Source organism: Kitasatospora phosalacinea (assembly GCF_000717185.1).
Lineage (GTDB): Bacteria > Actinomycetota > Actinomycetes > Streptomycetales > Streptomycetaceae > Kitasatospora > Kitasatospora phosalacinea_A.
On the sequence record NZ_JNYE01000050.1, the window covers coordinates 92219 to 110759 of the forward strand.

Here is an 18541-nt window from a genome sequence, read left to right on the forward strand (position 1 = left end):
CATGCGCTGACTACTTCCGCAGCTCGATGACGGTCCTGCCGATTCGGATCGGCACGCCGGTCTGGAGCGGCATCGGCGAGGTGAGCCGCTGCCGGTCGAGATAGGTGCCGTTGGTGGAGCCTAGATCCTCCACCGTCCACTGCCCAGCCTGATCGGGGTAGATCCTGGCATGACGCGAGGACGCGTAGTCGTCGTCCAGCACGATCGTGGAGTCGTGCGCCCGGCCCAGTGTGATGGTCTGGCCCTGCAGCGCGACGGTGGTTCCCGCCAGCGAGCCCTGGGTCACCACCAGGTGGGTGGGCTGGCCGCGGCGCTGCCGGGCCTGGGCCTGCTGGGCGGCCGCCGCGGGGGCGCCCTGGCCCTGCGGCGGACGGCCCGCCCCGGCCGGGGCGGGGGCGGTGGACCGCGGGGCGGTGCGCGCCGCGCCCTTGGTGTTGAACAGGTCGCTGCGGATCACCTGCACCGCGACGATGACGAACAGCCAGAGGACGGCCAGGAAGCCCAGCCGCATGACCGTCAGGGTCAGATCAGACATACCGGCCCGCTTCTACCCTTCGACCTGTCGGTAGACGATGGTGGTCGACCCCAGGACGATCCGGGAGCCGTCGCGGAGCGTAGCGCGCTGGGTGTGCTGCCCGTCCACCACGATGCCGTTGGTGGAGCCGAGGTCCAGGACCATCGCGGGCGTACCGGGGCGGATCTCCGCGTGCTTGCGGGACACCCCGGGGTCGTCGATCCGGATGTCCGCCTCGGTGGAGCGGCCCAGCACCACCGCGTTCTGGCTGATCTGGTGCCGGGCGCCGTTCACCTCGACCCAGCGCCGGGTGCCGGCGCCGCCGTGGCCCGCGCCGGGGAAGGGCCGGACGTTGCCCGGCGGCGGGGCGGACGGCATCGCGGGCGGGGCGGCGGGCGGCGGCGGGGCGCCGTACGGGGCGGCGGCCGCCCCCTGGTGCCAGGGCGCGCCGGGCGCGGGGGGCGTCGGCGGGCGCCCGTACCCGGGCTGCGCGGCGGGCGGCTGGGCGGCCTGGGCCCGCTGCGGGTCCTCGGCGGCCAGCGTGCGGCTGCGCACCCGGTACAGGCCGGTGTCCAGGTCGTCGGCCTTCTCCAGGGCGACCTGCAGCGGGCCCATGAAGCTGTACCGCTGCGCCTCCGCGTACTCGCGGACCATGCCGGCGAGCTCGTTGCCGAGCTGGGTGGCGTAGGGGCTGAGCCGCTCGTGGTCGTGCGGGCTGAGCTCGACGATGAAGTCGTTCGGGACGACCGTGCGGTCCCGGTTCCAGATGGTGGCGTTGTTGTCGCACTCGCGCTGCAGGGCGCCGGCGATCTCCACCGGTTGGACCTCGGACTTGAACACCTTCGCGAAGGTGCCGTTCACGAGACCTTCGAGTCGCTGCTCGAACTTCTTCAGGACTCCCACGGGGCACCCCCTCTCAGGGCGTCGGACGGGCCGGCTCGTCGGCTGGAAAGCGGTACTTCCGTACTGATCGTATCCACGCCCGGCCCTTCCGTACGGTTCCCCGCCTAGGTCGCGCCCGGAGGGGTACCCGCCGGGCGGCCCGCTCACTCGTTCGCCCGGCCTCCGGTTGCGGGCCGCCGGAGGCCGTGCAGGGGGGCCGCGGGGAATGGATTCGCAGGTGCGGCTCGGGGCGTGCTAATGTTTTCCATGTCGGAAGGGGCGCCCGAGAGGGAGCCGAACGGAAGACCCCGAGAGATGCGGTAAGCTTCTCGACAGGTCGGAAGAAGCGGTAAGCAACTGAAGACAACACCCATGCGCGGGTGGCGGAATAGGCAGACGCGCTGGATTCAGGTTCCAGTGCCCGAAAGGGCGTGGGGGTTCAACTCCCCCCTCGCGCACCAAGGTCGCAAGACCTTACGAGGCCGATCAGGTCGACGAAAGTCGAACTGGTCGGCCTCGTTGTTTTGTCCCCTCCCGGGAGGCGAGCGCGGTGCGGTCGAGCTTCCCGTGCGGGGTGCCGTGGGGCCGACTGCTGTTCAGCGCCAAGCAGAGCGTCTACGAGGCGTGGTTCCCGTACGGGGGGAGGGTGCTGGAGTCCTCCGGCGCGGAGGTCGAGTTCACCGCGGACGGCCGTTTCAGGCGGCGGGCAGCACCGCGTGCAGGACGAAGCCGCCGTCGGGGGCGGGGCGGGCGGTGAAGGTGCCGCCGAGGAGGGCGGCGCGTTCGCGCAGGCCGATCAGGCCGTGGCCGCCGCCGGGGAGGGGGGCGTCGTCCCGGTCGGGGTGCGGGGTGCGGGCCGGCGGGGGGCCGTTGCGGACCTCGACGTGCAGCTTGCCGCCGCGGGCGGTGACCCGGACGGCGACGGGGGCGCCGGGGGCGTGCTTGCTGATGTTGGTCAGGCCCTCCTGGACGGTGCGGTAGGCGGCCCGTTCGACCGCCTCGGGCCAGGGGCGGCGGCCGGGGTCGAGGCGGCTGGTGACGGCCAGGCCGCTGCCGTCGATCAGCCGGGGCAGGTCGGCGAGGGTGGGCTGGGGGGTGAGCGGGGTGCCGGGGACGCCCGCGGCGCGCAGCACGCCGACCATCTGCCGGAGTTCGTCCAGGGTGCGGACGGAGAGCTCGCGGATGGTGCGGGCGCCCTCGCGGGCGGCGGGGTCGGTGCTGGAGACCTGCACGGCCCCGGCCTGGATCGAGATCAGGCTGACCTGGTGCGAGACCACGTCGTGCATCTCGCGGGCTAGCCGGGCCCGTTCGGCGGCCAGCACCTTCTCGGCGAGCAGCCGGCTCTCGCGCTGCCGTCCCGCGGTGAGCTCGGTGACCCGTTCGGCGAGTTCGCCGCGGGTGCGGGCGAGCATGCCGAGGGCGGCCGGTCCGGCGCCGAGCATCACCGACTGGATGGCGTACAGGGCGTTGTCCCGGCTGAGTTCGAACAGGCCGGGGTCCAGCGGCCAGTGGAAGAACTCGACCAGGGCGAAGGCGGTGGCGCAGGCGACCGGGACGCGGGGCCGGGGCCAGGCGGCGGCGACCGAGTAGACGCCGGTGATGGGGGAGAGCCAGATCTCGTTGAAGAACGCGCCGGGCAGGGTGAGCAGGGCCACCGGCAGGGGGTGGCGGCGGCGCCACAGCAGGACGGGGACGGAGAGCGCGGACAGGGCCAGCTGCCAGGGCGCGGAGTCCTTGGCGACCAGGGCGGAGTCCATCGCGGCGAGCAGCACCGGCACCAGCAGGGCGGTGCGCGGGGAGCGCAGCCAGGCCGGGGCCCGGCGGCGCGGGGCGGCGGGCTCCTCGGGGGTCACGCGCCGTCCCGCCGGTCGCGGACCAGCCCGGCGCGGTGGGCGAGGACGGCGGCCTGGACGCGGTTGGCGGCGCCGAGCTTGGACAGGATGGCGCTGATGTGGTCCTTGACGGTGCCGGTGCCGAGGAACAGCCGGTCGGCTATCTCGGCGTTGGACAGGCCCTCGCCGAGCAGCGCCAGGACGTCGAGCTCGCGGCCGGTGAGCCGGCCGGTGAGCGAGGCGGCGGCGGTGTCGGTGGCGCCGCCCTCGACGTAGCCGCTGATCACGGTGCTGGCCACGGTCGGGGAGAGCACGCTGCCGCCGGCCGCGAGCACCCGGACGGCGTGCACCAGCTGCTCGGGGGCGGTGTCCTTGAGCAGGAACCCGGCGGCCCCGGCCCGCAGCGCGGTGCCGATGTGCTCCTCGGTGTCGAAGGTGGTGAGCATCGCGACGGCGGGCGGCTCGGGCAGGGCGCGCAGTCGGCGCAGCACGCTGATCCCGTCCAGGTCGGGCATCCGGACGTCGAGCAGGACGACCTGCGGGGCGAGTTCGCGGACGAGCTGCTCGGCCTGGCCGCCGGAGCAGCCGCCGACCACCTCCAGGTCGGGTGCGGTGCCGACGATCAGGCCGAGCCCGGAGCGGACCAGCACCTCGTCGTCCACGATCAGGACCCGGGTCGGCGGCATGTCTCTCCCTGGTGGGGGCGGGTTCGGTCCCGGCGGCGCTCCGGCACCCCCGCCGATCGGCGGGGGTGGGAATCCGCTACCGGATTCACGCAATTCTCATCTCCGCCGGGCAACCATGGAAATCGGGGTGGAGTGCGCGGAACCGCGAGCGGATGCGCCCCGTTGATCGATCGTCTGGAATGGTTGCTGTGTCCACTGTGAAGACGGCTTCCCCGGCCGTGTCCCCCACGAACGGCGAGGGCCCCGGTCCGCTGGCACGGTGGCGGCCGCGGGCCGCCGCGTCGACCGTCTGGTACCTGCGCCTGATGGCCCTGCTGAACCTGGTGGCGGTGCTGTCGGTGCCGTTCCGGGACGAGGTCCAGCGCCACAACGAGGGGGAGTACTTCACCCCCTACCTGATGACCGCCGGCCTGACCTCGATGCTGCTGGCGCTGTTCCTCGCGGTGGCGATGCGCCGCCGCAAGCGGGCGGCCTGGATCTTCAACACCGGCTTGGCCGGGCTGACGTTCTTCGGGTTCCTGGCGCTGCTGGCCTGGGGCGACCGGTACCGGGACCACGTCTGGAACTACTTCTCGATCGTGCTGACCGGCCTGTTCCTGGTGGCGCTGCTGGCCTCCCGCCGGGAGTTCACCTCCAAGGGCGACCGCTCCAACCCGAAGACCGCGGCGGCCGCCGCGGTGGGCGGGCTGGTGGTCGGGGGGCTGGTCGGTTCGGTGCTGGTGCAGCTGACCAACGAGGCCTCCGGCGCCGGCTTCGGCATGCGCTTCAGCTACGCGGTGCACCGCATGATCACGCTGACCCCGTCGGAGCGGGTCCAGGACGTGGTCTCGGTGCCGACCTGGGTGAACGCGGCGATCAACGCGATGAGCGCGGTGCTGTTCCTGTTCGTGCTGTGGGTGGCGTTCCGCTCGCCGCGCGGCGAGGAGCTGCAGAGCGACGAGGACCAGAGCCGGCTGCGCGAGCTGCTGGAGAAGCAGGGCGAGCGGGACTCGCTGGGCTACTTCGCGCTGCGCCGGGACAAGGCGGTGGTGTTCTCGCCGTCCGGGAAGGCGGCGATCGCCTACCGGGTGGTCGGCGGCGTCACGCTGGCCTCCGGCGACCCGATCGGCGACCCGGAGGCCTGGCCGGGGGCGATCGACGCCTGGCTGGCGGAGGCCCGGGAGCACGCCTGGGTGCCGGCCGTGATGGGCGCCTCCGAGGAGGCCGGGGTGATCTACGCCCGGCACGGGATGGACGCGCTGGAGCTGGGTGACGAGGCGATCGTCGAGCTGGACGAGTTCTCGCTGGACGGCCGGGCGATGCGGGTGGTCCGGCAGGCGTACAACCGGGTCAAGCGGGCCGGGTACACGGTGCGGATCCGCCGCCACGGCGACATCCCCGAGTGCGAGATGGCCGAGCTGGTGGCCAGGGCCGACCACTGGCGGGACGGCGCGACCGAGCGCGGCTTCTCGATGGCGCTGGGCCGGCTCGGGGACGCGGGCGACGGGCGCTGCGTGATGCTGGAGTGCTTCGACGGGGACGGCGAACTGCGGGCGCTGCTGAGCTTCGTCCCGTGGGGCGGGCACGGCCTGTCGCTGGACCTGATGCGGCGCGACCGGGACAGCGAGAACGGCCTGATGGAGTTCATGGTGATCGAACTCCTGCAGCGGGCCGGGGAGGTCGAACTGGAACGCGTCTCGCTGAATTTCGCGATGTTCCGGTCGGTTTTCGAGCGCGGTTCGAAGTTGGGCGCGGGCCCGGTGCTGCGGCTGTGGCGCTCGGTGCTGGGTTTCTTCTCCCGCTGGTGGCAGATCGAGTCGCTGTACCGGGCGAACGCGAAGTACCGGCCGATCTGGGAACCGCGTTACCTGCTCTTCGAGAAGAGCGGCGAGATTCCCCGGATCGGCATCGCCTCGGCCCGCGCGGAGGGCTTCATCACGGCGCCGAGCATGCCGGTGCTGTTCCGCCGCCGCCACGGGTGAGGAGCTTCCCGGCCGGGCACGGCGCGGGACGGGGGGCGGCCCCTCCGCCGGGGGGCGGAGCGGGCCGGGAGCACCCCTCCGGAAGGAGGGGGGGAATGGTCATCGAAGCTGATGCCGCCGGTCGGTCCGGTGCGTAGCCTCGGTAGGGGGGCGCAGCAGGGGCGGTGGCTCGGACAGGCGCGGAAAGCGGACGGGAGAAAAGGGCTCGTGAAGGTGATCACCCGCGCGGGGGGCGGGCGACCGGAGTGGTGGGCGGTATTCCGCCGCGCCGCGGTCGCGGAGTGGGGGGAGCTCTTCGCTTCCGTGCGGGAGAGGCTGGTGCGGCGGAAATTCGCCGCCGTTCCGCTGGCGACCGCGGCGACCGCGCTGGTGCTGCTCTTCTCGGTGCTGCAGCACCTGCCGGGCGGGGACCGGCTGGTGTCCGACATCGGCGTGGTGAAGGCGGCGCTGCCGCTGGACGTGTCGCTGCTGCGGACGCCGCTGTCGCTGTACGTCCCGGCGCTGGACCTGCCGGTGTGGGGGGCGCTGGCGCAGGTGTTCCTGGTGTTCGGCGTGGCGGAGATCGTGCTGGGCCGCCGGCTGACCCTGGTGGTGGCGTACGTCTGCACGGTGGCGGGCACGCTGTTCGCCCGGGTCGGGGTGGCGCTGGGCCCGCAGCACGCGCTGGGCTTCCCGCGCTGGGTGGCGCACGTGCGGGACACCGGGCCGTCGGCGGCGGTGGTGGCGCTGGCCGTGGTGGTGGCGTTCCGCTGCCGGGCGTGGTGGACGGGCGGGGCGGTGGTGCTGGCGATGGCGCTGGAGGCGCTGGTGCTGCCGAACCTGGCGGGCCTGGAGCACCTGGTGGCGATCAGCGCGGCGGTGCTGATCGCGGTGTGGGTCGAGGTGTTCGGCGACTACTGGCCGCGGGTGCTGACCGGGGTCGGGGCGGCCGCGTCGGTGGCCGCGCAGCGCCGGACCAGGGCGGTCATCACCCCCTGATCCGGCGGTCGGCCGGGCGGTCGCCGGCCGGGCGGTCAGCTGCCGCGCGGCAGCGGCATCTCGAAGTAGACGACCTTGCCGACGGCCTTGCGGGAGGTGCCCCACTTCTCGGCCAGCTTGCTGACCAGGTTGAGGCCGCGGCCGTGCTCGGACAGCGACTCGGCGGGTTCCAGCGACGGCAGGTTGTGGTTGTCGTCGCTGACCTCCACCAGCAGCTTGTCGACCCGGATCAGCTGCAGCTGCACCTCGGCCCGGGCCACCCGCACCGCGTTGGTGACCAGTTCGGAGACCAGCAGTTCGACGGTCTCGGTGAGCGCGGCCAGCTGCCAGGCGGCGAGCTGGTCGCGCACCAGGCCGCGGGCCCGGCCGACCTCCAGCTCGGTGACGCCGAGCTGCCAGGTGGCGACCTCGGTCGGCGGGACGCCGTCGAAGCGGGCCACCAGCAGGGCGATGTCGTCCTGCCGGTCGTCGGAGTGCAGGGTGTTCAGGACGGTGTCGCAGGCTTCGTCGGGGGTCTGCTTGGGGTCGATCAGGTTGCCGCAGAGCGCCGCCAGGCCCTCCCCTATGTCGCCGCCCCGGACCTCGACCAGGCCGTCGGTGCACAGCACCAGCATCGAGCCGTCCGAGACGTCGATCTTCTTGGTCTGGAACGGCACCCCGCCGACGCCGATCGGCGCGCCGGAGGGCAGTTCCAGCAGTTCGCCGCGGCCGTCGGGGTGCACCAGGACCGGCGGGACGTGGCCCGCGGAGGCGAGTTCGCAGGTGCGGTTGATCGGGTCGTAGACGGCGTACAGGCAGGTCGCCAGGTGGTCGTCGCCGAGCTTGTGGGCCAGGTTGTCGAGGTGGCGCAGCAGCTGGCCGGGCGGCAGGTCGAGGGCGGCCAGGGTCTGCATGGCGGTGCGGAAGCGGCCCATCGCGGCGGCCGAGTGCAGGCCGTGGCCCATCACGTCGCCGACCACCAGGGCGACCCGGCTGCCGGGCAGCTGGATGGCGTCGAACCAGTCGCCGCCGACCTCGGCCTTGCGGTCGCCCGGCATGTAGCGGTGGGCGATCTGCACGCCGGGGATCTTCGGCGGGCGGGTCGGGATCATCGAGCGCTGCAGGGTGGTGGCGACCTTGGACTCGGCCCGGTGCAGCCGGGCGTTGTCCAGCGAGAGCGCGGCGCGGGCGGCGATCTCCTTGAGGGTGTCGGCGTCCGAGCGGCCGAACGGGGCCCGGTCGGAGAGCCGCAGCAGCTTGAGGATGCCCAGCACGGCGCCGCGGGCGGACAGCGGCAGCACCAGCATCGAGCGGCCCACCACGGTCGGCTCCAGCTCGGGGCCGCCGAGCGAGGCGGCGTAGTCGACCGCGACGTCCGGCGAGATCAGCGGCACCAGGACCGGCTGGTTCTCCTGCAGGGCCAGGCCGGGCGGGGTGGAGCGCGGCATGGTCAGCAGCGCGCCCTCGTCCAGGACGTGGCTCCAGCGCTGCGAGGACGGGTTGAAGGTGCGGGCGACCCGGCGCAGCACGGCCGCGTCGTCGGGGGAGGCGGCGGGCAGCTCGCCGTCCGAGATCAGGCCGTCGAGCAGGTCGACGCAGGCGAAGTCGGCGACCCGGGGGACCAGCACCTCGCACAGCTCGCGGGCGGTGGTGTCCAGGTCGAGGGTGGTGCCGACCTGGCTGCCGACCGAGGCGAGCAGCGCGAGGTCGCCGTCGTCGGGCAGCCCGCGGACCACCTCCACGCCGGTGCCGGGGTCGGCCGTCCGGCTGGGCGGGACGGCGGCGGGGGCGGCGGTCGGTTCGGGGGCGGCGGCTGCGGGGTCGATGGCGGGGCCTCCCGGCTGCGGGCGGTGGGCGGCGGCTTCGCGCTGCCCGGGGACGGCGCGGCCGGGCCGCGGCGCGCCCTGCGGGGCGGCGGCGGACCCGGCAGGCGCTGTCCGTACCCCGGAGCCGCCCTGGGCACCCGGGCCCGGCGCGGGGGCGTCGGTGCGGCGGGCGGCGGCGCGCTGCTGCGGGGTCGGGTAGCGGCGGCCGATCCCGGCGGCGACCCGGGCGGTGCCGGTGCCCTCGGGGGAGGACTGGTAGGGGACCACCGGCAGCCGGGTCGCGCCGTCCACCCGCAGGGCGGGCGGGCCGGCCAGGGCGAGGGCGTCCAGCAGGCGGCGGCGGCGCTCCTCGGAGCCCGACGGGAGCAGCGCGGCGAGCGCCTCGGCGGCGCCCGGGCCGGGCGGGGCGAACGCGGCGGTGACCTGCTGCGGGCGGGCCGCGGCGGGGGCGGCGGCGTACGGGACGAGGCGTTCGCCGAGGGCGATCCGCGGCCCGGCGGTGCGCAGCGGGCGGGCGTCGGCGGCCAGCGCGAGCAGCGAGCGGCCGACCGGCTCGACCAGCGGGTAGGCCCACCACAGGACGTCGCGCAGCCGCTCCTCGCGGTCGTGCACGGCCATCGGGCCGGCCCACGGGCCGTCCAGCACGAGGTCGTCGAGGGTGTCGAGGGCGTCGTGGCGCTGGGCCGGGCCGGAGCCGTCCGGGCGGGGCTCGACGGCGGGCAGCAGGCCGTGCGCGGTGCGGCCGAGGGCGACTTCGGCGCGGTGGCCGAACAGCTCCTCCGCGGTGCGGTTCCACAGGGCGATCCGGCCGTCCGGGTCGACCAGCACGGCGGCGACCCGGAGCAGGGCGACCACTCCGGAGGGGGGTGTGGAGTCGGGCTGGTCCACCATGGGTATCGGTCTGCCCCTTTGTTGTGCTTGCTGCTCCTCCTGGCCGGATGCGTGCGTCCTTGCGCGCGCCCTCCAATGAAGCACGGAGATGCCGGGGGGAGGTAGTTAATCGGGCAGATTCGTCAGTATCAGTTGCGTGTCGCCCGCCGTACGCCCCCGGGGTGCTACGGCGTCACCCGATCGGGTGCGCGGCGGTCCCCGGTAGGGTGGCCAGGGTGAGCGTACCGAGCGTCGAGGTGTGGGCGGACCCGGAGCGGCAGGACCTGGAGGAGCGGGTCGCGGCGGCCGAGCTGGCCTGGCTGACCCTGGACGTGGACGTGGCCACCCTGCGGGTGGAGATCGACAACTTCGCGCTGGCCCACCACCAGCTGCTGGGCCCGCTCTACGCCGAGCTGGACGAGCTGGACGCGCTGATCGCCGAGTCGGTGGCGGCGCTCAGCGGCGACCCGGAGGACCTGCGGCGGGCCAGGGAGGCCCGGGAGCGGGTCGAGCCGCCGCAGGAGCGCGGCCCGCGCGAGGGCGAGCCGGAGGCCCGCCGGGTGCGCCCCGACAAGGACGCCCAGCGCACCTACCGCGAGCTGGCCCGCCGGGCGCACCCCGACCTGACCACCGACCCGGCCGAGCAGGAGCGCCGCTCGGCGTTCATCGCCCGGGTCAACGAGGCGTACGCGCTGGCCGACACCGAAGGGCTGGAGCGGCTGGCCGAGGAGTGGTCCTCCTCCCCGGACTCGGCGCCCGCCGCCGACTCCCCGGACCGGCTGGCCTGGCTGCGCCAGCGCCTGGAGTGGCTGACCGGCCGGATCACCGCGCTGGCGGTGGAGCGCGTCCGGCTGGAGCGCACCCCGATGGGCGAGCTGCTGCTGCTGCGCCCCGAGGAGCCGGAGCGGCTGCTGGAGGACCTCGCCGAGCAGCTGCTGGCCACCGCCGCCGACCGGCAGGCGAGGCTGGCCGCGCTGCTGCCCGACAATGGCGGGAACGAACCGTCCGACACCCCCCAGGAGACTCCCCCGATGTTCGCTCAGCTGCCCACCGCCGACGCCGCCTCGGTGCCCGACGACGCCGTCCTGCTCGACGTCCGCGAGCAGGACGAGTGGGACGCCGGGCACGTGGAGGGGGCGCTGCACGTCCCGATCGGCGAGGTGGTGGCCCGCCTGGACGAGCTGCCCGAGGGCCGGCTGTACGTGATGTGCCGGGTCGGCGGCCGCTCCGCGCAGGTCGTGCAGTACCTGGTGGCGGGCGGTCGGGACGCGGTCAACGTGCACGGCGGGATGTTCGCCTGGGAGGCCGCGGGCCGCCCGATGGTGAGCGGCACCGGCGGGGAGCCGTTCGTCCTGTAGCGGCCGCAAGGGCTCCGGCCCCTGTTCGAACGCGTGGGCGGTGCGGCAGGATGTCCGCCGTGCGCGTCTGGTCCAAGCCCGCCCGGGTGGTGCTGGTGGTCGCCGGGGTGGGCCTGGGGGCCTGCGTCCTGGCGTTCCTCGGCGCGCTCTTCCTGCACGTGGCGCCCGCGAACTCGGTGTCGAAGCAGTACCGGGCCCAGGTCGACTGGGTGGTGTACCCGGAGTTCGAGCAGAACTGGAAGCTGTTCGCGCCGGACCCGCTGCAGCGCAACGTCGCGGTGGACGCCCGGGTGCAGACCGTCGGCCCGGACGGGACGGTCGTCACCGGCGAGTGGCGCGGCCTGTCCGCCGAGGACTGGGCGGCGATCCGGCACGACCCGGCGCCCAGCCACCTGGACCAGAACCTGCTGCGCCGGGCCTGGGACTTCTACGAGTCCACCCACGGCGAGGGCGACGCGCAGGCGGCGCCTGGCTCGCGCGGGCAGCTGGCCGAGCGGTACCTGGAGCGGATCGCCCTGCAGCGGACCGGCACCGGCGGGGGGCGGGTGATCCAGGTCCAGCTGCGGGCCACCGTCACCGCCGTCGCCCCGCCCGCCTGGAGCCGGGAGCAGGTCGACACCGCCCCGCACGTGCGCGAGCTGCCCTGGTGGCCCGTCCAGGACGCGGACCGGGAGGGCCTGTCGTGACGACCCCCGCCGCCGTCCGGGCCGCGCTGCCGCGCCTGCTGACCACCCTCGCCCCGTACCAGGCCGCCGTGGTGCGGATCGGCACCGCCGGGACGTGGGGCGCCTACCTGCTGCGCGAGTGGGGCAACCGGCGGGTGCTGTACGGGGACCGCTCGCCCTGGTCGGCGGAGCTGAACGACCGGCTGCTGGCCGACACCCACGCGTTCACCGCGCTGTCCTGGAGCGACGGCCGCTGGTGGTTCGAGGCGGTGTACCTGCTGGCGCTGCTCTCGGCCGGGGCGGTGGCGCTGGGCTGGCGCACCCGGGCGTCCACGGTGCTGTTCGCGCTGACGGTGCTGTCGCTGCAGAACCGGAACGTGTTCCTCGGCGACGGCGGCGACAACCTGGTCCACCTGATGGCGATCTACCTGGTGTTCACCCGCTGCGGCGCGGTCTGGTCGCTGGACGCCCGCCGCCGGGCCCGCCGGCCGGGCAGGGACCCGGCCGAGTGGGGCGAGCCGCGGGCGCTGGCCGACGCGCTGGCCGCGATGCTGCACAACTGCGCGATGCTGGTGATCGCCGTCCAGGTGGTGCTGGTGTACGCCACGGCCGGCTGGTACAAGGTGCAGGGCGCCCGCTGGCAGGACGGCACCGCGGTCTTCTACCCGCTGGAGCTGGACTACTTCACGCCCTGGCCGGAGCTGTCCGGGCTGCTCGGCGGCAGCCTGCTGGTGACCTTCGCGCTGACCTACGGCACGGTGGCCATGCAGGTCGGCTTCCCGTTCTCGCTGGCCGCCCGGCGGCTGAAGAACGTGCTGCTGGCGGTGATGGTGGTCGAGCACCTGGCGATCGCGCTGCTGCTCGGGCTGCCGTTCTTCTCGCTGGCGATGGTGTCGGCGGACGCGGTGTTCCTGCCGACGGCCCTTTTGCTGAGGTTGGGGGGCCTGCTGGCGGTGCAGGGGCGGGCGGCGGGGTGGTGGGTGGCCCGGCGGTCCGGCCGGACGGGCGGGGCGGCGGCGGGGGAGCCGGTGGAGGCGGTGGCGGGCGGGCCGGTGGAGGCGGCGGGCGAGCCGGTGGGCGGGGCGGACGGCTGACCCGGGCCGGACGACCGACGGGCCGGTGGGCGAAAAGTCGATAAGCTCGCGGTATGTCCTGGTTCACGGCCCTGCGCGACACCGCGAAGGCCGGGCTGACCGTGGACCGCTCGCTGACCAACCCCAGGCGGGCGCTGCGCGGGGCGGTGGCCGCGGCGCTGGTGGTCTTCCCGACGCTGCTGCTGTTCGGGCCCGCGCAGGCCACCTCGGCCGCGATGGGCGCGTTCATCGCGGGCACCGCGACCTTCCAGCGCTCGTTCCGCCCGCGCGCCTCGCTGGCGCTGGTGGCGGCGGCCGGGCTGGGCCTGTCGACCTTCCTGGGCTACGTCGCGGTCGGCATCCCGGGCGCGTACCCGGTGCTGCTGGCGCTGTGGGCGTTCGGCGCCGGGCTGGCCTGGGCGATCGGGCCGACCGCGGGCGTGGTGGCCGCGAACACGCTGGCCGTGATGATGGTGGTGGTGCAGCTACCGGTGTCGGTGCCCACCGCGGTCGAGCACGGGCTGCTCTGCTCGGTCGGCGGTGCCGTCCAGGCCCTGGTGGTCACGCTCTGGCCGATCGACAGCTGGCGGGCCCAGCGCGACGCGCTCGCCGACATCTACGCCGGGCTCGGCGACTACGCCCGCCGCCTGCGGCACGACCCGGTGGCGCAGGTCGACCCGGAGCCGTTCATCGTCGGCCGGCAGGCCGCCCGGCTGACCGCCCGGCAGGCCCGGCGGCGCCCGCCCGAGCTGCGCGGGCTGCGCACCATCGCCGAGCGGATCCGCCCCGCGCTGGCCGCGCTGGCCGATCCGCGGGTCGGGGCCGCCGAGGAGGGCCCGGAGCGGGACCGGGCCCGGGAGGTGCTGGCCGCCGCCGCCGAGGTGCTGGACGCGCTGACCCGGGCGATTCGCAGCGGCGACCCGCTCCGGCTGCCCAAGGACACCCCGGGCCTGACGCTGGCCCGCCCCGGCAGCGGCAGCGGCGAGGACCTGCTGCGCGGCGGCGCCCGCCGCTCGGCCCGCCGGCTCTCCGGCCTGCTGGGCCGGGCCGCGGACCGGCTCGACCGGCAGGACCGCAGCACCGTCCAGACCCGCACCGCGCCCGCCACCGGCCTGCGCCGCCCGCCGCTGGCCAAGGTCGCGCCCGCCGCGCTGGCCACCGTCGGGCGGCAGCTGCACCGGCACTCGGCGATCTTCCACCACGCGGTGCGGATGGCGGTCGTGGTCACCTCCGCCTACCTGGCGTCCCGGCTGCTGCGGATCGAGCACGGCTACTGGGCGCCGATGACCACGGCGATGGTGATGCGCCCGGACTTCGCGCAGACCTTCAGCCGCGGCGTCGCCCGGGTGGCCGGGACCGCCGCCGGGGTGCTGCTGTCCACCACCGTGGTGCAGCTGTTCGACCCGGGGGACCGGGTGCTGGCGGTGCTGGCGGTGTGCTGCATGGGGCTGGCGTACCTGACGATGCGCACCGGGTACGCGGTGACCACGGTGGCGATCTCCTCGTACGTGGTGTTCCTGCTCGGCCTGCAGCCGGGCGACCCGGTGCAGCTGGCGGTGGACCGGGTGTCGATGACGCTGCTGGGCGGGTTCGTCGCGCTCGCCGCGTACGCGCTGTTCCCGACCTGGCAGACCGCCCGGCTGCCGGAGCGGCTGGCCGAGTGGCTGGCCTCGGCGGGGCGGTACGCGGCGGCGGTGTTCACCGCGTACGGGGACCCGGCGGGCGGGCACGCGGAGCAGGACGTGCGGCCCGCGCTGCTGGACGTGCGGGAGGCGCGCAGCGAGATGCTGGCGGCGCTGGACCGGGCCGAGGTGGAGCCGGTGCGGCACGACGAGCAGGTGCTGCGGGAGCTGACCCGCAAGCAGTTCGACAAGGCCCGCTCCGCGGTCGGCATGCTGGACCGCTCGACCGTCCTGCTGGAGGCCCACCTGCCGGGCGAGGACGCCCCGCCGGTGCCGGGCGCCGCCGCGTTCGGCGAGGAGCTGCGGGACGCCACCGCGCTGGCCGCCGCCGCGGTCCTGCTCGGCCAGGACGTCGACTTCACCCTGCTGCGCGACGCCCACCGCACCTGGGACCACCAGCTGGCCGCCCTGCCCCGGGACGACCGGATCGACGTCACCCGGGCCGGGGCCCGGCTGGTCATGCAGGCCCTCACCGAGCTGGAGCGCTCGGTGCGGACGCGGACGCAGCCGGTGCGGGCCGAGCCCGTACCGTTGGGGGCGTGAGCGACACCTCGGTGCCCCAGCTGGGCGAGCAGTACGACGACCTTGGCGACGACCGGGAGATCGGCGTCGGCCCGCACCCCGAGCCGTGGCCCGACGACCCCCGGCTGGACCGGGAGCTGCTGGCCGCCGGGGACCGCCGCAACGTGGTCGACGGCTACCGCTACTGGCGGCACGAGGCGATCGTCGCGGACCTGGACACCCGGCGGCACGGCTTCCACGTCGCGGTGGAGAACTGGCAGCACGACTTCAACATCGGCTCGGTGGTGCGCACCGCCAACGCCTTCCTGGCCGAGGAGGTGCACATCGTCGGGCGGCGGCGCTGGAACCGGCGCGGCGCCATGGTCACCGACCGCTACCAGCACGTGCGCCACCACGGCTCGGTGGCCTCGCTGGCCGCGTACGCGGCGGAGCGCGGGCTGCCGGTGATCGGGATCGACAACCTGCCGGGTGCGGTGCCGCTGGAGACCTTCCGGCTGCCGGAGCGCTGCGTGCTGCTGTTCGGGCAGGAGGGGCCGGGGCTGACCGCGGAGGCGTGGGAGCACGCGGCGGCGGTCTGCTCGATCGCCCAGTTCGGCTCCACCCGCTCGATCAACGCGGGCGCGGCCGCCGCGATCGCCATGCACGCCTGGGTGCGGGAGCACGCCGCGTCCTGAGCGCGCTCCCGCGGGCCGTCGTCCGCCGACCGCCGACCGCCGTCCGCCGACCGCCGTCCGTCAGGAGAACAGCAGCTTCCAGGTGTGCGGGCCGGGGTAGCCGTCGGCCTCGGCGCCGCTCCAGCCCCGGGCGCGCTGGAAGGCGGCCACGTTGAGGCGGTCGGCCTCGCCCCAGTCCCGGCTCGGGCCCTCCCGGTAGGCGGCGCCGAAGCCCTTGGCGACCAGCTGCCGTCCGAGCCGCAGCACGTCGTCGTTGACCTTGCCCGGTCCGAAGCGGTCGGCACCGGGGAAGGCCGGAGTCGGGGGCTGCGCGGGCGGCGGGGGCTTCGGGGTGCCGGGGGCCGGGGTGGCGGGCGTGGTCGGGGCGGTCGGTGTGGTCGGGGCCGGCGGGGTGGTGGCGGCCGCGGGCGGGATGTCCTTGCCCTTGTGGTGCACCAGGTAGTCCCAGGTGTCCTTGCCGGGGTAGCCGTCGGCCTCGGCGCCGCGCCAGCCCTGCGCCAGCTGGAACGCCTCGGTGGCCTTCCGGTCCGCCTCGCCCCAGTCCGGGCTGGGCCCCTCCCGGTAGAACCGCCCGCCGCCCCGCTCGACCAGCATCTTCCCCAGCCTGGTCACGTACGCGTTGACCTTGCCCGGCCCGAACTTGTCCGCCCCGGGGAAGGCGTCCGGGTCGTCCGGCGCGGGCATCGGCTGGCTCAGCCCCTTGTAGCGGTACGGGAGGTAGCCGCTCGCGTTGCTCCAGTACGCGTACGGGGTGCTGCGCTTGGTGGTGCCCGGGCGGGTCTGCTCCAGGGCCGTGTACTTGGTGCGCGCCGCGTCGACCCAGCCGCCGAACAGGACGGTGTGCGAGCCGCCCTCGGGGTCCTCGGGGTTGTTGTAGACCAGCGCGTCGCCGGGCTGCAGCTCGTCCTTGGTGATCCGGTCGGCGAAGTCCGGCAGCGTCCAGGTGGTCTGGCTGCTGCCCAGGCCCCAGGCCATCGAGACGAAGCCCGAGCAGTCCTGGCGGTAGCCGTCCGACCAGTACTTGGCCATGCTGTACGGCACCTTCTGGTCGACCCAGGTCTGCGCCCGGCGCAGGATCTCCGCCCGCGTGGTGGCGGGCCGGGCGGCTATCGAGCGGTGGGCCGGGGTGTCCGCGCCGTACGGGCCGGCGACCTGGCCCTGCGGCGAGTCGGGTATCAGCGGGCTGCTGTCGGTGCGCGGCGCGGCCGCGGCGAGGGAGGCGGCGGGGCCGCCCAGCACGCCGCCGACGGCGAGCAGGACGGCCGCCCGGCGGGCCCGGCGGGGGCGGTGGCGGGGGGAGCGGACGGCGTGCAGCCGGGCCCGGCGGCGGTCGGTGCAGCCGCCGCAGGTGCAGGAGTCGTCCGGCTCGACATCGCTGAACTCCATCAGCACGGGGGTCCCGCCTTTCCTCGGTGAGCTCGCTGAGTGGGACTCACGTTCCCCGCGGGCGGTGGTGCGGACCACCTGATGGGGCGTGGGACAGGGCGGTTCGGGTGAACGCGCGCACCGCGGGGTCGGGCGTGGCGAGGGGCGAAACGGGGCCAAAGGGGTGAAAGGGGCGAAAGTGCACGAAATGGAAGAAAAGGTGATAAAGAGGAACGAATGGGAGGGAAAGGGAAGGATAGGGAAGATTCGGGAGGGAAGGGGAGGGCGGGAGGCGCGGGGAGCTACTCCCACTGCCAGCGGATGCCGACCTGGCCGGGCTGCTGGTCCGCGGTGAGCACGTGGGCGCTGGCGGAGGCGCCGATCCACAGCGGTTCGCGGTGGCGGTCGACCTCGGTGCCGGGGGTGCGGTCGAAGCGCTCGCACTGCACCGGCACGGTGGCGGGGTCGAAGTGCACCTGCAGCACGTACTCGCGCACCGGTGCGGGGAAGAACCGCCCGTAGTCGGTGGTCGGGCCGGAGTCGGGGATCTGCACCTCGTACTCCAGGACGGTGGAGTCGCCGAGGGCCAGCGGCCGGTCGAGCAGCAGCTCGGCGACCAGCAGTCCGCTGAGCGGGCGGCGGCGGACCCGGCCGAGGCGGGCGTGCCGGACGGAGGTGATCTCCGGACAGCTCTCCACGCCCTCGTCGGCCTTGTGGACGACCACGTGCCGGGTGACCCCGTCGACGGTGGCGCGCACCACCTGGCGCATCCGCAGCAGGTGGCCGCGGCGGGAGGCGTCGACGTAGTAGGCGTCGTGGATGGACTGGCGCTCCAGCTGGCCGGCCGGCGGGGCGTCCAGTTCGGCGAACACCTCGACCAGCTCGGCCTGGCCGGGCCAGACCTGCTCCAGCCGCAGGCCGTCGGGGGCCGGGCCCTGGGCGACCCAGCGGCCGCGCGGGCGGGGCGGGCCGAGCAGGGCGGTGAGCGAGGTGTGGCGCAGGCCGAGGAGCTCCTCCAGCAGGTGGACGGCGCGCAGCGAGGTGGCGCGCTCGGGCTGGCTGCGGCCGCGCCGCCAGTAACTGAGGGTGGTGACGCTGATCCTGACGCCCTGTTTGGCGAGCGCGGCGCGGATCCGGTCCAGGCTCAGGCCGCTGCTCTCGATGGCGGCGTTGAGCACCTCGGCGAAGCCGCCCGGCGGCGTCGGGGGGCCGGTCGGCGGTGGCGGCTGCTCACCGCTGTGGTCGCGCTGGGCGACCAGTCGGAGCCGGCCGGCCTGCTGCGGTTGTTGCGAGCCCATGCGACACCTTCCCCACCCGGCGGGTTCGGCGGGATCACCCCCGGCTCCACGGTGCTCGGTCGGTGCGTCGGTGGTCCGCCGCCGAGCGTGTGGGAACCCTATGAGGGTTGAGAGGCTACGTCATTAATCAGGACATATGACAGTGGTCACGACAAGCATTTCGCAAGCGGACCGAACCGGCAACACTGCCGACACACAGGTGCCGGGAGACCCGCGGAGGGCCCCCGGCACCGGCGTCGACACGGGGTCAGGACACGCTGAGCGCGGTGTCGTCGACCACGAAGGAGGTCTGCAGCGAGGAGTCCTCGACCGCGTTGAACTTCACCGTGACGCTCTGGCCCGCGTAGGCCGACAGGTCGATGCTCTTCTGGGCGTA

14 protein-coding genes, 1 tRNA gene and 1 pseudogene are annotated in these 18541 nt (G+C 74.8%); 8 read left to right on the forward strand and 8 right to left on the reverse strand.

Annotated elements, in window-relative coordinates; all coding sequences use genetic code 11:
* Nucleotides 1-10: 10 nt before the first annotated feature.
* Complete coding sequence (locus OO57_RS21465) at nt 11-535, reverse strand: FHA domain-containing protein FhaB/FipA (RefSeq protein WP_033254183.1); 525 nt, start codon at nt 533-535, stop codon at nt 11-13.
* A gap of 12 nt (nt 536-547) precedes the next feature.
* On the reverse strand, nt 548-1417 hold the full coding sequence (locus tag OO57_RS21470) for an FhaA domain-containing protein (protein WP_033254184.1): 870 nt from the start codon (nt 1415-1417) through the stop codon (nt 548-550).
* A gap of 353 nt (nt 1418-1770) precedes the next feature.
* On the opposite strand from OO57_RS21470, the gene OO57_RS21475 reads away from it, so the two are divergent.
* Nucleotides 1771-1857 (forward strand) — tRNA-Leu (locus OO57_RS21475).
* A 234-nt stretch (nt 1858-2091) separates the two neighbouring features.
* Here the strand turns inward: OO57_RS21475 and OO57_RS21480 are convergent.
* Entirely contained in the window at nt 2092-3249 is a 1158-nt protein-coding gene (locus OO57_RS21480) for a sensor histidine kinase (protein WP_234337441.1), read from the reverse strand.
* Nucleotides 3246-3914: a response regulator gene (locus OO57_RS21485; RefSeq protein WP_033254185.1), complete on the reverse strand. Its 669-nt coding sequence runs from the start codon at nt 3912-3914 to the stop codon at nt 3246-3248. The genes OO57_RS21480 and OO57_RS21485 overlap by 4 nt, the downstream gene beginning before the upstream one ends.
* A 218-nt stretch (nt 3915-4132) precedes the next feature.
* On the opposite strand from OO57_RS21485, the gene OO57_RS21490 reads away from it, so the two are divergent.
* The gene (locus tag OO57_RS21490) at nt 4133-5875 is read left to right on the forward strand and encodes a phosphatidylglycerol lysyltransferase domain-containing protein (RefSeq protein ID WP_051778048.1); all 1743 of its coding nucleotides are present in this window, start codon (nt 4133-4135) and stop codon (nt 5873-5875) included.
* 318 nt (nt 5876-6193) lie between these two features.
* Nucleotides 6194-6853: a hypothetical protein gene (locus OO57_RS43985; protein ID WP_158715183.1), complete on the forward strand. Its 660-nt coding sequence runs from the start codon at nt 6194-6196 to the stop codon at nt 6851-6853.
* 35 nt (nt 6854-6888) lie between these two features.
* Here the strand turns inward: OO57_RS43985 and OO57_RS46860 are convergent, their stop codons facing one another.
* Nucleotides 6889-9549, reverse strand: a complete 2661-nt coding sequence (locus tag OO57_RS46860) for an ATP-binding SpoIIE family protein phosphatase (protein ID WP_033254186.1) — start codon at nt 9547-9549, stop codon at nt 6889-6891.
* Between the two features lie 215 nt (nt 9550-9764).
* On the opposite strand from OO57_RS46860, the gene OO57_RS21505 reads away from it, so the two are divergent.
* The 5 genes from OO57_RS21505 to OO57_RS21525 are packed head-to-tail and all read left to right on the forward strand — an operon-like array spanning nt 9765 to nt 15502.
* The gene (locus OO57_RS21505) at nt 9765-10886 is read left to right on the forward strand and encodes a rhodanese-like domain-containing protein (RefSeq protein ID WP_158715184.1); all 1122 of its coding nucleotides are present in this window, start codon (nt 9765-9767) and stop codon (nt 10884-10886) included.
* A 59-nt stretch (nt 10887-10945) separates the two neighbouring features.
* Nucleotides 10946-11572 carry a DUF5819 family protein gene (locus OO57_RS43990; RefSeq protein WP_158715185.1) on the forward strand — a complete coding sequence of 209 codons (627 nt, stop codon included), beginning with the start codon at nt 10946-10948 and terminating at the stop codon, nt 11570-11572.
* Entirely contained in the window at nt 11569-12645 is a 1077-nt protein-coding gene (locus OO57_RS21515; RefSeq protein ID WP_234337442.1) for an HTTM domain-containing protein, read from the forward strand. Before OO57_RS43990 ends, OO57_RS21515 begins: the two co-directional genes overlap by 4 nt.
* A gap of 53 nt (nt 12646-12698) precedes the next feature.
* Entirely contained in the window at nt 12699-14849 is a 2151-nt protein-coding gene (locus OO57_RS21520) for an FUSC family protein (protein WP_033254188.1), read from the forward strand.
* A complete protein-coding gene (locus OO57_RS21525) occupies nt 14846-15502 on the forward strand; it encodes a TrmH family RNA methyltransferase (protein WP_033254189.1) in 657 nt (218 codons plus the stop codon). The genes OO57_RS21520 and OO57_RS21525 overlap by 4 nt, the downstream gene beginning before the upstream one ends.
* Before the next feature lie 60 nt (nt 15503-15562).
* On the opposite strand, the gene OO57_RS21530 is transcribed toward OO57_RS21525, so the two are convergent.
* The 3 genes and pseudogenes from OO57_RS21530 to OO57_RS21540 form a co-directional block, all read right to left on the reverse strand.
* The gene (locus OO57_RS21530; RefSeq protein ID WP_033254222.1) at nt 15563-16888 is read right to left on the reverse strand and encodes a peptidoglycan-binding protein; all 1326 of its coding nucleotides are present in this window, start codon (nt 16886-16888) and stop codon (nt 15563-15565) included.
* A gap of 281 nt (nt 16889-17169) precedes the next feature.
* Nucleotides 17170-18165, reverse strand: coding sequence for a hypothetical protein (locus tag OO57_RS21535; protein WP_081973852.1), 996 nt, complete (start codon nt 18163-18165; stop codon nt 17170-17172).
* Between the two features lie 247 nt (nt 18166-18412).
* A pseudogene (locus OO57_RS21540) lies at nt 18413-18541 on the reverse strand (neutral zinc metalloprotease); the annotation flags it as partial.